14 protein-coding genes are annotated in these 14,688 nt (G+C 73.1%); 6 read left to right on the forward strand and 8 right to left on the reverse strand.

Features of this window, described 5'->3' with window-relative positions; all coding sequences use genetic code 11:
* Window positions 1-160: 160 nt before the first annotated feature.
* Window positions 161-988, forward strand: a complete 828-nt coding sequence (locus PZ894_RS13115; RefSeq protein WP_275745371.1) for an alpha/beta hydrolase — start codon at window positions 161-163, stop codon at window positions 986-988.
* 11 nt (window positions 989-999) lie between these two features.
* On the opposite strand, the gene PZ894_RS13120 is transcribed toward PZ894_RS13115, so the two are convergent.
* The 8 genes from PZ894_RS13120 to PZ894_RS13155 are packed head-to-tail and all read right to left on the reverse strand — an operon-like array spanning window position 1,000 to window position 8,355.
* Window positions 1,000-1,791 (reverse strand): IclR family transcriptional regulator, encoded by a 792-nt coding sequence (locus PZ894_RS13120; protein WP_275745372.1) that lies wholly within the window; start codon window positions 1,789-1,791, stop codon window positions 1,000-1,002.
* A complete protein-coding gene (locus tag PZ894_RS13125) occupies window positions 1,788-1,916 on the reverse strand; it encodes a hypothetical protein (RefSeq protein WP_275745373.1) in 129 nt (42 codons plus the stop codon). The genes PZ894_RS13120 and PZ894_RS13125 overlap by 4 nt, the downstream gene beginning before the upstream one ends.
* Window positions 1,913-3,139 carry a Rieske 2Fe-2S domain-containing protein gene (locus PZ894_RS13130; protein WP_275745375.1) on the reverse strand — a complete coding sequence of 409 codons (1,227 nt, stop codon included), beginning with the start codon at window positions 3,137-3,139 and terminating at the stop codon, window positions 1,913-1,915. The genes PZ894_RS13125 and PZ894_RS13130 overlap by 4 nt, the downstream gene beginning before the upstream one ends.
* Before the next feature lie 22 nt (window positions 3,140-3,161).
* On the reverse strand, window positions 3,162-4,181 hold the full coding sequence (locus PZ894_RS13135) for a PDR/VanB family oxidoreductase (RefSeq protein WP_275745377.1): 1,020 nt from the start codon (window positions 4,179-4,181) through the stop codon (window positions 3,162-3,164).
* Window positions 4,178-5,398 carry an MFS transporter gene (locus PZ894_RS13140; protein WP_275745380.1) on the reverse strand — a complete coding sequence of 407 codons (1,221 nt, stop codon included), beginning with the start codon at window positions 5,396-5,398 and terminating at the stop codon, window positions 4,178-4,180. Before PZ894_RS13140 ends, PZ894_RS13135 begins: the two co-directional genes overlap by 4 nt.
* The gene (locus PZ894_RS13145; RefSeq protein ID WP_275745382.1) at window positions 5,395-6,450 is read right to left on the reverse strand and encodes an asparaginase domain-containing protein; all 1,056 of its coding nucleotides are present in this window, start codon (window positions 6,448-6,450) and stop codon (window positions 5,395-5,397) included. The genes PZ894_RS13140 and PZ894_RS13145 overlap by 4 nt, the downstream gene beginning before the upstream one ends.
* Window positions 6,450-7,277 (reverse strand): alpha/beta fold hydrolase, encoded by an 828-nt coding sequence (locus tag PZ894_RS13150; protein ID WP_275745384.1) that lies wholly within the window; start codon window positions 7,275-7,277, stop codon window positions 6,450-6,452. The genes PZ894_RS13145 and PZ894_RS13150 overlap by 1 nt, the downstream gene beginning before the upstream one ends.
* Before the next feature lie 31 nt (window positions 7,278-7,308).
* Window positions 7,309-8,355, reverse strand: a complete 1,047-nt coding sequence (locus PZ894_RS13155) for an LLM class flavin-dependent oxidoreductase (RefSeq protein ID WP_275745386.1) — start codon at window positions 8,353-8,355, stop codon at window positions 7,309-7,311.
* A gap of 125 nt (window positions 8,356-8,480) precedes the next feature.
* On the opposite strand from PZ894_RS13155, the gene PZ894_RS13160 reads away from it, so the two are divergent.
* The 5 genes from PZ894_RS13160 to PZ894_RS13180 all read left to right on the forward strand — a co-directional run bounded on the left by PZ894_RS13160 (window position 8,481) and on the right by PZ894_RS13180 (window position 14,544).
* Window positions 8,481-10,007 carry an amidase gene (locus tag PZ894_RS13160; protein ID WP_275745388.1) on the forward strand — a complete coding sequence of 509 codons (1,527 nt, stop codon included), beginning with the start codon at window positions 8,481-8,483 and terminating at the stop codon, window positions 10,005-10,007.
* Window positions 10,004-10,762 (forward strand): aspartate/glutamate racemase family protein, encoded by a 759-nt coding sequence (locus PZ894_RS13165; RefSeq protein WP_275745390.1) that lies wholly within the window; start codon window positions 10,004-10,006, stop codon window positions 10,760-10,762. Before PZ894_RS13160 ends, PZ894_RS13165 begins: the two co-directional genes overlap by 4 nt.
* Before the next feature lie 34 nt (window positions 10,763-10,796).
* Window positions 10,797-11,447: a TetR/AcrR family transcriptional regulator gene (locus tag PZ894_RS13170; RefSeq protein ID WP_275745392.1), complete on the forward strand. Its 651-nt coding sequence runs from the start codon at window positions 10,797-10,799 to the stop codon at window positions 11,445-11,447.
* 206 nt (window positions 11,448-11,653) lie between these two features.
* The gene (locus tag PZ894_RS13175) at window positions 11,654-13,108 is read left to right on the forward strand and encodes an amidase (protein ID WP_275745393.1); all 1,455 of its coding nucleotides are present in this window, start codon (window positions 11,654-11,656) and stop codon (window positions 13,106-13,108) included.
* Window positions 13,108-14,544 carry an amidase gene (locus tag PZ894_RS13180; RefSeq protein WP_275745395.1) on the forward strand — a complete coding sequence of 479 codons (1,437 nt, stop codon included), beginning with the start codon at window positions 13,108-13,110 and terminating at the stop codon, window positions 14,542-14,544. The genes PZ894_RS13175 and PZ894_RS13180 overlap by 1 nt, the downstream gene beginning before the upstream one ends.
* The last annotated feature ends 144 nt before the right edge of the window (window positions 14,545-14,688 follow it).

Consider the following 14,688-nt stretch of genomic DNA (forward strand, 5'->3'; position numbering starts at 1 on the left):
TTCCAGCAGGTGTTCCCATCGGGCTAGAACGATGTGCCGCGGACACGGACCGCGCCACCTTCCTGGTCCGCCCAGCAGACCAGCGGCCCGCGGCCGCCCGGTCGGGGGCTCCCGCTGGAGACCGGCCGGTGGAGATCGGCCCTTGGCAGATGGAGAGCACATGACGTCCTCGACCACGTCCCCCGGGCCCATCCGGATGGGGTACGCCGACACGTCTCTCGGCCAGTTGCACTACGCCGAGTGCGGGTCGGGGTCGCCCGCGCTGCTGCTGCTGCACCAGGCCCCTCGGTCGTGGGACGAGTTCCGCGAGGTGCTCCCGCTGTTCGGTGCCGCGCGCCGGACCGTCGCGATGGACATGCGCGGCTTCGCCGGGAGTCCGGGCCTGCCCGCGCCCCAGAGCATCGAGCAGTACGCCGAGGGCGCGCTCGCCCTCCTCGACGCGCTGGGCATCGACGAGGTGACGGTGCTCGGGCACCACACGGGTGCCCTGGTCGCGCTCGAGGTCGCCGCCGCCGTACCCAATCGGGTCAGCACGCTGGTGCTGTCCTCCTCGCCCTACAACGACGCGGCGTGGCGCTCCGAGCGGGACAGCTCCGACCTGGGTGTCGACGACGCCGAGATCCAGGAGGACGGCTCGCACCTGACCACCCTGTGGGCCCAGCGGCTGCCCTACTACCCGGCCGGGCGGCCGGATCTGCTGGACCGGTTCGTCCGGGACGCCCTGGCGCCGGGGATCGATCCTGCCGAGGGCCACCGCGCCGTACACCGCTACGTGATGGAGGACCGGATCGGCCTGGTCCGCGCCCGGACCCTAGTGTTGTGCGCGGCCGGCGACCCGTTCGCGATGCCGCATGTCCCGCGCCTGGCCGGCGCCCTTACCGAGGCGGCCGAGGTGCGCAGCGAGATCGTGGCCGGCGCCCACATTCCGGTGATGGAGGAGCGTCCGGCGGAGGTGGTGGCGGCCGTGGAGCGGTTCCTGGCCGGGTAGCGGCCGGTGGCTCAGTTGACGATGTGCATCGTCTGCAGCCGGCGGACCCCGTCGAGCAGCGTGGTGGCGTAGCGGTCGATGTCGGCGCGGTAGGTCGGCGCGGTGATGGAGAGCGCGGCCAGCAGCAGCCCGCTGTGGCCGAAGACCGGCACCGCGACCGAGCAGTAGCCCACGACCGTCTCCTCGTGCTCGGTCGCGTAGCCGCGCTCACGCGCCCGGGCCACCTGCTCGCCGAGCAGGCGCGGCGAGACGACCGTGGCCGGCGTACGTCGCGGGAGGCCGCTCTCGACCACGTCGTCCAGCAGCTCGCGGGGACCGTAGGCGAGCAGCGCCTTCCCGGTGGCGGTGCAGTGCAGCGGCATCCGACCGGCGATCGTGGACGGCCGGGTCGCGTGGGGACCGCTGGCGACCTTCTCGATGTAGACGACCTCCAGGCCGTCGAGCACGCCGAGGTGGACGGTCTCGCCCTGGCTGTGGAACAAGCTCTCCATCAGCGGCCGGATGCCGTCGCGCAGCACCCGGATCCGGGGTGCGCGGCTGCCGAGCTCGAAGGCGCGCAGGCCTAGGCGGTACTCCTGCCCGGACCGCTCGAGCATCCCCCACTCGAGCAGCTCCTGGTTGAGCCGGTGCACCGACGCCTTCGCGAGGCCGGTGCGTCGCGCGATCTCGGTGAGGGAGAGGTCCGCGTCGCCCAGCTCGAAGCACTCCAGGATCAGCCGCGCCTTGCCGAGGACGCTGTTGGCGGCCTCGTGGTGGCTGGGCGCCGGCGTCCCCGGGGTGTGCTCGGTCGACCCCCCGGTCATCGCGATCGGCGCTCCTCCCGGACGACGGTCCCGGTCAGCCGCAGCAGCACCTTCTGTACGACGACCGGGAGCAGCGCGAGCAGCGCGAGCACGATGAGTACGCGGACGACGAGTCGCGGGTTCATGACATCTCCCGGGCGGCCGGCTTGCGGGTCCGCTTCGAGCCCGGCGTGCGGTCGACCTGCACGGTGGGCGCCACCTGCTCGATGTGGCGGCGGATCGCGGTCAGCGAGAGGTCGGGCCGGTAGAGCTTCTCCGGCGGGGCGTCCATCACGTCGACCATCCAGGCATCCTGTCCGGTGAACTGGCCGTGGAACAGCCAGCGGATCGCACCGAGGTACTTCGCCTTGAACGCGCCCGCCTTCAGGCCCTCCTCGTAGCGGACCATGATCTGCACGTAGCGGACCTGGTCCTCGTTCACCGGGACGTACCACTCGTAGTGGATGAACTGCGGGTAGGCGACCCGCAGCAGCCCGGGGAGCCGGAACGAGACGAAGCCCGGGATGTTCAGGCCCGCGATCACCGGGTTGATGTTCTTGCCCTTGCCGGGGGCGTCGGGCAGCGGCATCCGCTTCCACCAGCGCTTGTTGGTCCAGGTCCCGAGCTCGGGGAACTCCGCCTCCCAGTGCACCTCGTCCTGCACCCGGATCAGCCAGCCGTCCTCCTCCACGACCCGGGTGACGTTCCAGGCGGGCATCACCTTGAACAGCCGCCACAGCGCGGTGTTGTGGAGGTACTTCGCGTGGCCCTCGTCGAAGCCGTTCTCGGCGGCGAAGCGCCAGTTGCCCTCGCGGATGTCCCAGCGTCCGCCCATCACGAAGTCGTGGTCGAGGAGCTCGCGCGGGATGTCTCGTTCGACCGGTGGCGCCTCCTCGTCGCCGACGTAGACCCAGACCAGGCCGAGACGCTGCTCGACGGGGTAGGTCGAGACGCTCACCCTGTTGTTGATCGGGGACTCGGGGCCGTCGGTGAGCGCGGCGCACATGCGGCCGCTGTCGAGGCGGTAGGTCCAGCCGTGGTAGGGGCAGCTGATGGTGCCGTCGTACTGGCGGCGGCCCAGCGAGAGCGGTACGCCGCGGTGCGGGCACCGGTCGTGCAGGGCGTAGATCTCGTCGTGGTCGCGGACCAGCACGATCCGCTCGCCGAGCAGCTCGATCGGGACCGGCTTCTGGCCCACCTGCTCGGCCCACATGATCGGGTACCAGTAGTTGCGCAGGCCGAGCTCGGCCGCGTCGTAGGTCGGCCAGGTCGACCAGTCCTTGCCGTGGTCGGGGTCGGTGCTGCCGGTACGACGCGACCGGGGTGCATGCCGGCGGGTCGCCTGGCGTGGCTCCTGGGTGTGGGTCATCGGGTTGCCTTCCTGTGTCGGCTCAGATGTCGAGGACCAGCGAGGGTGTCTTCGCGCGCGAAACGCAGACGGCCATGGCGCCGGTGTCGTCCTGCTCCTGCGGGGAGCGGTAGGAGTCGCGGTGGTCGGGTACGCCGTCGAGGACCGCCAGGTCGCACGAGCCGCACACTCCGTCGCGACAGGCGTTGGCGACGCTGAGCCCGGCGTCCTCGAGGGCGTCGAGGATGGTCGTCGAGCCCGGCACCTGCAGGTCGAGTCCCGAGCGGGCGCAGTGCACCGCCACCGGCGCCGAGACCAGGCCGCTCAGGTCCTTGGCCACGAACCGCTCGGTGTGCAAAGCGCCGTCGGGCCAGTCGGCGCAGGCCGACTCGACCGCCTCGATGAGGCCCGTCGGCCCGCAGCAGTAGACGGCCAGGCCGGGCACCGGGTCGGCCAGCAGGCTGGCGACGTCGATCGGCCCGAGCTCGTCCTGGGGCTGGAGCCGGACGTCGCCGTCCCCGGCGAGCTCGGCCAGCTCCGCGACGAAGGTCATGCTCGCGCGACTGCGGCCGCCGTACACCAGGCGCCACGGCGACCCGCTCGCCCGGACCTCCCGCACCATCGCGAGGATCGGTGTGATCCCGATCCCGCCCGCGATGAAGAGGTACTGCTCGGCCGGCTGCAGCGTGAAGTGGTTGCGCGGGCCACCGACCTCGACCACCTCACCCGGGCGCAGCTCTTCGTGCACGTACGACGAGCCGCCGCGCGAGCGCTCCTCGCGCAGTACGGCCACCCGGTAGCGGTCGTGATCGCGGGGATCGCCGCACAGGGAGTACTGGCGCACGGTGTCGGCCAGCCCGAGGTCGATGTGCGCGCCGGGCGTCCACGACGGGAGCAGCCCGCCCTCGGGATCGACCAGCTCGAGGACGAGCACGCCGTCGGCCGCCGCGGTCATCGAGTGGACCGCGAGGTCCATCACGCCGTCCTCGAGCGTGTCCTCGAGCGTGTCCGCGAGGGAGTCGACGAGGAGGTCCTGGTGGCGGTCCACGGAGGTGGGGTTCATGCTGCTCCTTCTGCCAGGCCGACTGCCCTCGACCACCGCTGCTTCGCGACGGTGAGGGAGGCGGCCGCTATCACGGCGATGCCGGCCGTGGTGCTCCAGGCCAGGCGGTAGCCCCCGACTTCGAGTAGTCGGGAGAAGAGGAAGGGACCGGCAGCGCCACCCAGGAAGATCCCGCCCTGGGTGAGGCCGGTGGTGGCCGCGACCCGCCCGGGCCGCGCCTTGGTGATCGCGAGGTTGAACAGGCCGTTCCAGCCCCAGCCGCAGGTGTAGGCGAGCAGGGCGCCCAGGCCGAAGACCAGGCCGCCCACCGTCGAGAGCGAGAGCAGTACGAAGCCGGCGCCGCCGGCGAGGACGAGCACGGCGACGGTCAGCAAGTTGGCCGGGCCGGGGTGCGAGCCGGCGCGGTGGCTGACCGCGATCCGGGTCACGGCGCACGCGGTGCTGCCGACGACCTGGGCGAGTGCGATGCCGCCGGGGGCGAGCCCGGCGTCGTCGCCGGTGCTGGCCAGGAAGGCGGGCAGGGTGGTCGCCGCGGCCGAGCCCGCGAACGCCGCGACCACCAACAGGGCCAGGAGCGGCCGGCCGCCGAGGGCCGGCAGGTCCGCGGGTGCCGCGGTCGCGTCGTCGTGCACGGCCGCCGTCGTCCGCGCCCAGCCGATGACAAGTTGGGCCAGCACGGTGATGCCGACGACGACCCACATCGCGACGCGCCAGGTCTCGCCCGAACCGAACAGCGCGAGCAGGGCACCAGCGATCAGCGTGGAGAGGGGGATCGCCGACTGGACGAGCCCGAAGGAGAGGCCCTGCGCCCGGGCGGGAATGGTGACCAGGACCTGGTTGGCGCACGGCTGCACGACCGCGTTCGGCACCCCGAGCACGGCCAGGGCGGCGACGATCACGGTGCCCGACGGAGCGGTGGCGATCGCGACGATGCCTAGGGTGGCGGCGGCGGTGGCGACCCGCATGCAGGCGACCGGTCCGAACCGGACCACCAGGGCGCCACCCGTGGGCGAGAGCAGCGCGGAGACCAGGTAGTAGGCCGCGACGCCGATGCCCAGGTCGGCGGCGGAGAAGTTCACGGCCCGGCCGACCTGGACCGCCACCGCACCCACCGCGAACGGCGGGATGGCGGCGGAGACCATCACCGCCACGACCGCCGTGACCGGACGGAGCGCGGCCGCGGTCGGTCGGGACGGAGCCACCTGGACTCCGGTCACGCGTCGCCCTCCAGCAGCGCCGGCGTGGCGAGCAGGGCCTGGAGGCCGGCGCGGTCGAGGCCGACCGCGAGGCCCACGGACAGGGCGAGCCTGGCCTTCTGGGGAGTGAGGCGGTCGCTGAGCAGCACCGCCGGGTCCAGCGTGGTGCGCGACGGCTCGTTGACCGACCCGAACGGCGTCCGCGTCGCCTGGCAGACGACGACCCCGGCGGTGATGGCCCGGCGTACGGCGTCACGCTCGGAGGCGGTGCCGAAGCCGCCCCCCATGCCGGCGCAGACGACGGCGCGGGCGCCCGCCGCCACGGCGGCCTCGATGGCGGTGCCGTCGGCGCCCAGGTAGGAGTAGCTGATGTCGACGCGGGGCAGGTCGCCGGTCACGGTAGCCCCGGCGACGGGGGACCGGCTGGTCCGGGCCCGCAGCGAGACGCCCTCGCCCGGCCAGACCTTGCCGATCGGCGCGGCCGAGGCGCTGAAGGAGTCGCGGCGGGTGGTGTGGGTCTTGAAGGCGGCGGCGGGGTGCAGCACGACCCCGTCGGCGACGATCATCACCGGCGTCGGGCCGGAGAGATCGCCGGGGCCGACCGGCCCGTAGCCGGTGTCCGGCGGAATCGCCCGCGCGGCGGCGATCGAGCCGACGAGGTTGCCCAGGGCGTCGCTGCCGACGGCGGTGGGCGGCCACATCGACGAGGTCACCACCAGCGGCTCGGGGCCCTCGTGCAGCAGCCAGAGTAGGTAGGCCAGCTCCTCCATCCCGTTGGAGCCGACGGAGACGACGTAGCCGACCGGTGCGGCGCCGAGGTCGGTCGAGCGCAGCCGACGCACCCGCCCGAGCAGGTCCAGGACCGCGGCCGGCGCCAGGTCGTGGCTCGGGGTGCCGCTCACCTCCTCCGAGGTGACCGTGCCGACGAGCTCGGAGACCGGGGTGATCAGGTCGACCGGCCGCAGCGTGCCGCCAGTGAGGTGGTAGCGGTCGATGTCGAGAGGGTCCTCGCCGAGGCACTGGATCGTGCCGCCGAGGGCGAGCCAGTGGACGCGGCCGTCGTACTCAGGCACTACGCACCCTCGATCCCGAGCCGACCGACGAAGTCGTTGACCGCCGCGGCGAATGCGGCCGGGTGGTGGTCAACCGAGGGGACGCCGGTGTCGGGCAGCACCGTAGAGGTCGCCTGCGGCAGTCGCTTCAGGAACCTCGGCACGTCGGGCAGCGAAAAGGAGTCGAGCTCACCGCAGGCCACCAGGACCGGGCAGGCGACCTCGCCGATGCGGTCCTCCATGCGGTAGTGGTTGACCGCCTGGTGGCCCTCCTCGACGCGGTCGATCACACGGAGGGCGTCGAGGACGACCCGGTTCAGCACGGCGGCGTGGCCGGCGGGGTAGAAGGCGCCGCGCCGCTGCCACAGCTCCAGCAGGTGCGAGCCGTCCTCGGCCACGGTGACCAGGTCGATCGGGGGCCGCGAGGTCGAGACCTGCTCGCGGCGCGCGGCGTCGACGTACGGCGTCCCGGAGAGCACCAGGCCGCGCACGAGGTCGGGGCGGCGGGCCGCCACCTCGACCGAGATCACGCCGCCCGTGTGGTGACCCACCAGCACGAGCTCGGTGAGCCCGAGACCGGAGACCAGGTCCTCGACGCCGTCGGCGAACCGCTCGATGCTCATCGGCTCGTCGGGGCGTACGGAGGCACCGAAGCCCACGGTGTCCATGGCGATCGCCCGGGTGTGCGCGCCGACCAGCGGCAGCACGTCGCGGTACTCGTCCGAGGACCGCGGGGTCTGGTGCAGCATCAGGACTGGCGGGCCGCCGGTGCCGGTCTCGACGTAGTGCAGCTGTCCGAAGCGGGAGTCGGCATAGCCCTTGCGGATGGCCTGGTGCGGCACGGTCATCGTCGGATCTCTCCTGTCGTGGTGGGCAAGCTCAGGCGGCGAGCAGGGGGAGGACCCGTCCGGCGATGTCCTCGGCGAGGCGCTCGGGGAGGTCGTAGGATCCGACGTGCTGGAGGTAGAGGGTCGAGGCGCCCCGGGCTCGCGCGTCCCGGATCCGCTCGGCGATGTGCTCGGCGCTGCCGAAGAGGCAGAACTCCTCGGCGTACCGCACGGCGTCCGCGTCGGAGATCCAGCGCGAGCAGTGCTCGACGGCGAGCGACCAGTCCTCGGCGTGCACCAGGTCGGGGTAGATCTCCGGGACCTGGGCGGGGACGTCGGCGTGGATGCCCACGGTCTCCAGCACGGCGCGGGCGCCGTGCTGGGCCATCCCGGCGAGCACGGGCTTGAGGATCCGGGCGTCGCGCTCGACGTCGTCGGTGACCATCGCGTAGGCGCTGACCACCAGGTCGACCGAGGCCGGGTCCCTCCCGGCGTCCGTTGCGCCCTGCCGGACCAGCGAGACGCCGCGGTCGAGCAGCGCGGGCGAGACGCCACTGAGCAGGATCGCGCCGTCGCCGATGGCGCCGGCCAGGCCGAGGTTCTGCGGGCCGCTGGCGGCGACGTAGACCGGGACGCCGGGGTGCGCGTCGCGCTGCCGGGCGATGCAGCCGTTCACCTGGACGTCCGCGCCCGAGAGCAGGCCGCGGATCTGGGCGATCCCGTCGCGCAGCTCGGCCTGCCGGCTGGGCCGCAGCCCGATCGGCTCCACCGAGCTGTTCCCGACGCCGAGGCCGAGATGCACGCGGCCCGGTGCGGCCTCGGCCACCGAGCGCACCACACCCGCGACCACACTCGGGTGCCGCGTGACGACGTTCGTCACCGCCGTGCCGAGGACCAGGTCCGACGTCGCGCTGGCCGCCGCGAACATCGTGAGGTAGGGGTCGCGCCAGAGCAGCTGGGAGTCGGGGAAGTAGACACGGTCGAAGCCCAGACCCTCGACGTGACGGGCGAAGGCGGCGACCTCCACCGCCGGTCGGCAGGGCGGCACGCGGAGTCCGATGGCCGGCCCGAGGACGTCGCTCGTGCTCGTGGTGGTCATGGGACTCCTCGCGCGGACGTTGACATCGACCGCGCCACCATACAAAGTGGAATCACTTAGCACCATACTTAGTACGAACCTTTTCGACCGTATCCCGAACCGGTCCGCGAACTACAGGAGCGACCTTGGACGAGGAGGAGTTCGCCACCGCCGATGCCACCGCGCTGGCCGGTTCGGTGCGCGACGGTGCGGTTTCGGCGACCGAGCTGGTGGACCTGGCGGCCGCCGCGATGGAGCGGCTCAACCCGTTGATCAACGCGGTCACCTACGAGTGCCTGGACCAGGCCCGCGCGGAGAGCAGGGGCGAGCTGTCCGGCCCGTTCGCCGGGGTGCCGATCCTGCTCAAGGACCTCGGCGCCGCGGTCGCGGGGCACCCCGACCACCAGGGCAATCCGACCCTGGCGGCGGCCGGGCGCCGGCACCAGGGCGACTCGTGGCTGGTGCAGCGCCTCCGCGCCGCGGGCTTCCTGGTGGTCGGTCGCACCAACGTGCCCGAGCTGGGACTGTGCTCGGACTCCCAGAACGCCGCCTTCGGGGTGACCCGCAACCCGTGGCACCTGGCGCGCACGCCGTCCGGGTCGTCGGGTGGGTCGGCGGCGGCGGTGAGCAGCGGCATGGTCCCGCTCGCCCACGGCAACGACGGCGGCGGCTCTATCCGGATGCCGGCGGCCCAATGCGGCCTGGTCGGGCACAAGGCGAGCCGGGGGCTGGTGAGCGACGGACCCGGTGAGGCCGACAGCCTGTTCGGGCACGCGGTCCAGGGCTTCCTGACCCGGAGCGTACGCGACACGGCGGCGGTGCTCGACCTGGTGGCGGGTCCCGGTGTCGGCGACCCGGTGGTCGCGCCGCGGCGGCGGCCCAGCCTGGTGGAGGCACTCGGCGAGACCGCTCCGCTCCGGGTCGGTTACGTCGCGCAGACTCCGGAGGCGAGCGCCTGGTCGGTGGACCCCGCGGTCGCCGTCGCCGTCCACGAGACGGTCGGGGTGCTGCGCGGTCTCGGTCACGAGGTGGTCGAGAGCCACCCGGGCGTGATGTTCGACCCCACCTACTGGGAGCGCTGGTTCGACCTGCTGAGCCCGGCCGTGGCGCTCGCGGTCGAGGACCTCGAGGAGACCGCGCGCGGGACGGACGGGACCGAATGGCACGACGTGGTGACGGAGCACTGGGCCCGCCGAGGTCGCGAGATCAGCGCCGCCGACCACACCCGCGCGCTGCTGTGGCTCGACCGGTTCCGCCGCGACATGGCGACCTGGTGGGCCGACGGCTTCGACGTCCTGCTCTCCCCGGTGACCGTGCAGCTCCCGCTCGAGCTCGGCTCCTTCTGGTCCTACCCCGAGGGCGTGGTCGACAGCGTCCACATGCTGCAGTTCACGCCGCAGTTCAACAGCACGGGCGCACCGGCGGTCTCCGTCCCGGCGACCTGGACCGACGAGGGTCTGCCGGTCGGCGTGCAGCTCGCTGGCAGGTACGGCGAGGACCACGTCGTGCTGCGCCTCGCGGCCCAACTGGAGGCGGCCCGGCCCTGGGCGCACCGCTACCCCGCGCGCTCCTCGGTCGGCGTCCCGGCCGAGCGGCGCCCCGGGCCGGGCGCGGAGCACGCCTACCAGGGGCCGTTCCGGTCCCGGTCGCCGGAGGAGGTGGCACAACGATGAGCCAGGGCTTCGGCACCCGGGCGCGGGTCGGCCACCTCTATCCCTCTGGCGGGCTCTGCGACTACGAGATCCAGATGATGGCGCCCGAGGGGGTCCAGTTCGTCACCACCCGGGTGCCGTTCCGACGCACCGGGGTCGCCGACGACCTGCGGTTCGCCGAGCACGTCGGCGCCCAGAGCGAGCTCCTCGCCGACGCCGCGGTCGAGCTGGTCGCGGTCAACTGCACGGCGGCGACCATGCTCGCCGGGCCGGAGCGGATCCGTGAGGTGGTGGCCGAGCACGCCGGCGTACCTGCCGTCACGACGATCGAGGCGGTGCTGGGGGCGCTCGAGCATCTCGACGTCCGTCGCGTCGCCCTGGTCACGCCGTACCTCCCCGAGGTCGTGGAGGCCGAGTCGGCCTACCTGGCCGACCACGGGGTCGACGTGGTCGAGGTCGGCGGTCGCCCGTGCGGCACCCCCGTCGAGCAGGGCGAGATCCCGCCGCAGGCGTGGGTCGACACCGTCGCCGGCCTCTGGTTGGACGGCGTGGACGCGGTGCTGCTCAGCTGCGCGGGGGTGCAGGTGGCGCCGGTGATCGACGAGATCGAGCGGCGCACCGGGCGGCCGCTCGTGACCAGCAACCAGGCCCTGCTGTGGTGGGTGCTGCGTGCCCTGGGACTGCCCGAGGAGGCGCCCGGATATGGCACCCTTCTCTCACGTGACGCCGAGCGGCGGTCGCTGACCGTGGAGAGCGAAGACGACCACCATGTCTAAGTCAACAGGGACGAAGGGCCGCAACGGCTCTCGCATGCTGACGACAGAAGCCATCGTGGAGATGGCCGTGCGGATCTGTGACAGCGAGCGCATCGACTCACTCACCATCCGCCGACTCGCGTCCGAGCTCGGCGTCGGCCCGATGACCCTCTACAGCTACTTCCGCAGCAAGGAGGAGATCCTCGACGGCGTCGCCGACCACGTGCTCGGCAACTTCCAGGTGCCGGAGGTCGAGGGCCACGACGCCGCGGAGACGATCCGCTCGCTCGCGCACGCGCTGCTCGGCATGATGCGCCGGCACCCGAGCGTCGTCTACCTGATGGCCAGCCGGACGACCACGAGCGCGAAGTCGATGAAGGGCGCGATGGACGATGTCATCGGCTGCCTGCGGGCGGCCGGCTTCGACGACGACGCGGCGGTCCGCGTATACGCCGCGCTGATGATCTACGCGCTCGGCTTCGCGAGCTACCAGCTGCCCCGGCAGTGGGGCCTCGGCGGCGACGAGGCCGCCGAGCTGCGCCGCCAGCGCACCCACTTCTACGCCTCGTTGCCGCGCGACGAGTTCCCCAACCTGGTGGACCTGAGCCCGATGGTCACCACGATGGCCTCCGACGAGCAGTTCGAGTTCGGTCTCGACGCACTGGTCGCCGGCCTGCGCTCGACCGTCGGTGGGCCGCTGACCTGAACCGGCGCGGGCGATACCTCGGCCGCAGGTCCGCCCGCCAGTCCTGTTCCGTGTCCCGGCCCGCGACCCGCCCTGGGTCCACTGAGCGAAACGGTGGCGGGGACAGGCGTCCTCGCGACGGTGTCTGCTGCGCTGCGTCTGCGGCACCGCGCTGCCGACCCCGACAGCGCCGATGGCGCGCGACCCCGTAGGAGCCGTGACCACAGATGAGCCTCGCGACCGAGACCGCCGAGCTGGACGCCACCGAGCAGGCCGCCCTGGTGCGGAGCGGCGAGGTGACGCCGCGCGAGCTCGTCGAGGCCGCGATCGAGCGCATCGAGGCGCTCGACGGCACCATCAACTCCGTCGTCCACCGGCGCTTCGAGCGGGCCCTCGCCGAGGCGGACGGCCCGCTGCCCGACGGACCCTTCCGCGGCGTGCCCACGCTGCTCAAGGACCTCGGCAACCCGATGGACGGCGAGCCGCACCACATGGGGAACGAGCTGCTGAAGCGGATCGGGCGCACCGCCGACGAGGACAGCGCACTGACCCGCTCGATCCGCGAGTCGGGGTTCGTCGTGCTCGGGCGCACGAACGTGCCCGAGTTCGGCCTGGTGTGCACGACCGAGCCGGCGGCGTACGGCGCGACCCGGAACCCCTGGAGCCTCGACCGGTCACCGGGCGGCTCGTCCGGCGGTGCGGCTGCTGCCGTCGCCGCGGGGATGGTGCCGATGGCTCAGGGCACTGACGGCGGCGGCTCGATCCGGATGCCCGCCTCGCACTGCGGACTGCTCGGGATCAAGCCGACCCGTGGCCGGATCAGCATGTCGCCGGGCGGCGACGGCATGGAGGGCCACACGACCAACGGCTTCCTGACCCAGACGGTGCGCGACGCCGCGGCCGGCCTGGACCTCGCGGCGGGCTACCGGCCCGGGGACGCGTTCGTCCCGCCGCCGCCCGCCCTCCTTTACGCCCAGCTCGCCACCCAGGCGCCGCCCCGGTTGCGGATCGGGCTGCTCGACCTAGCGGAGGTGAACGGGTATCCCGTGGACGACGACGTCCGCGCCGCCACCCGGGCCGGCGCAGAGCTGATCGCCTCGCTCGGCCACGAGGTCGAGGAGGCCTACCCCGAGGCGCTGCTCGACCCTGAGTACCTCCAGCGCTGGCAGCAGCTGCTGAGCCCCAGCGTCTCCGCGCTCTTCGAGGAGCTCGAGCGTCTGGCCGGCCGTCCCGTGGCACGGGACGAGGCCGAGGAGATGGCCTGGTGGTGGCGCGACGAGGGCGCCGCGCTCACGGCCACCCAGCACTCCCAGAACCAGGCGTGGCGCGACGCCTTCACCCGCCGGATGGGGGCGTGGTGGGCCGGCGGCTTCGACCTCCTCCTCTCCCCGGTCCTGCCGCACGCCGCGACGCCACTCGGCCTCTTCGGACGGGAGGACGGGCTGCGGCGGTCAGTCGACATCTTGTGCTTCACCCCGCAGTTCAACACCACCGGACAGCCGGCGATGTCGGTCCCGCTCGGGATCAGTCCCGACGGGCTGCCGGTCGGGCTGCACGTCGGCGCGGCGTACGGTCGCGAGGACCTATTGCTCCAGCTCGCCGCGCAGCTCGAGCAGGCCGCGCCCTGGGCGGACCGCCGCCCACCCGTGCATGCGGTGACAAGCGGGCGGGTGGACGCCTGATGGAGCCGACGATCGAGGAATGGGCGAAGCGGCTGCGCGAGCGGGAGCTGTCGGCCGTCGAGCTGTGCCGGCACTACCTGGGCCGGCTCGACGACGCTGCGCACCTGAACGCGGTCGTGGCGCGCGACGACGAGGCGGCGCTGGTGGCCGCGGCCGAGGCCGACGCACGCCGGAGCGCCGGCGAGGACGGTCCGCTGCTGGGGATCCCGATCACCGTCAAGGACGCGCTCGACGCGGTGGGCATGCCGTGCCGGAGCGGGTCGCTGGCCCGCCTCGACGATCCGGTCCGCGACGCCGAGGTGGTCCGCCGGGTCAAGGACGCCGGCGCCGTCGTCGTGGGCAAGACCAACATGCCCGAGATCGGGCTCTCCTACGAGACCGACAACCGGGTCTACGGCCGGACCGACCACCCGTTCGACCCGACCCGGACGCCCGGCGGCTCGAGCGGTGGCGAGGGCGCCATCCTCGGCGCCGACGCGTCGCCGATCGGCATCGGCACCGACGGCGGCGGCTCGATCCGGGTGCCGTCCGCATTCTGCGGCCTCTTCGGGCTGCGCCCGACCACCGGCCGGGTGCCGACGACCGGCGCCTGGCCTCCCGGCCGCGCCGGCAGCATGTTCGACCTGACCTGCGTCGGGCCGATGGGCCGCAGCAAAGCGGATATCGCCGCGTTGCTCCGGGTGCTGGCGGGCCCGGACCTGGTCGACCCGTTCGTGCCACCGGTGCCGCTCGGCGACCCGGCGGCGGTGGACGTGACAAGGCTCCGCGTCGGCTGGTACGTCGACGACGGGATCGCCGCGCCGCTGCCCGTCGTCCGCGCGGCGGTCGAGTCCGCCGCGACGGCGATGGAGCGGGCCGGCGCCGCGGTCGCCGAGGTGCGTCCCCCGGACGCCGTACGACGGGCCACCGAACTGTTCTTCCGGGCCACCGCCGCGGATGGTGGGGACGGCATCCTCGGCCTGGTCGGCGACCGGCCCGAGGACCACGTGCCGCAGTTCATGGACCTGGTGCTGAACCCGCCGTACGGCGGCTCGACGAGCGCCGTCGACTACTTCGGGGTCCTGCAGGCGATGTTCGACCTACGCGCCGACGTACGCCGTTGGATGAGCGGGTACGACGTGGTGCTGGTACCGGTCTGCGCCGGGCCGGCGCCACGGCACGGTGAGCCGCCGGCCGGGGTGCCCCGAGAGCGCTACCTGCGCTACGAGTCGTTCAACTACACCCACACCTATAGCGTGGCCGGCCTCCCCGCCGGTGCGGCTCCCGTCGCCGTCGCCGACGGGTTGCCCATCGGCGTCCAGGTGGTCGGGCCGGCCTGGCGCGAGGACCTCGTCCTGGCGGCCCTGGGCGTGCTCGAGAGCGCCTTCGGGGGATTCGCCCTCACCGACGGGCTGCGGCCCGCGGTGGCATCGGCGGCCGATCGCGCCGGCGCGTGACGACTCACGCAGCGTGCCGGTCCCGCGACGCGGGACAGCCACTTCCGTCGTGGACAGGTTGCGCAGCATCGTGTGCGCACGGTCACAGTCGATGGTCGACGTGCCCAGCCGGAGCCTTCGGTCCGGGCCGGCGAGGACCTCTCC

The sequence above is a fragment of the Nocardioides sp. YIM 152315 genome (assembly GCF_029210375.1).
Lineage (GTDB): Bacteria > Actinomycetota > Actinomycetes > Propionibacteriales > Nocardioidaceae > Nocardioides.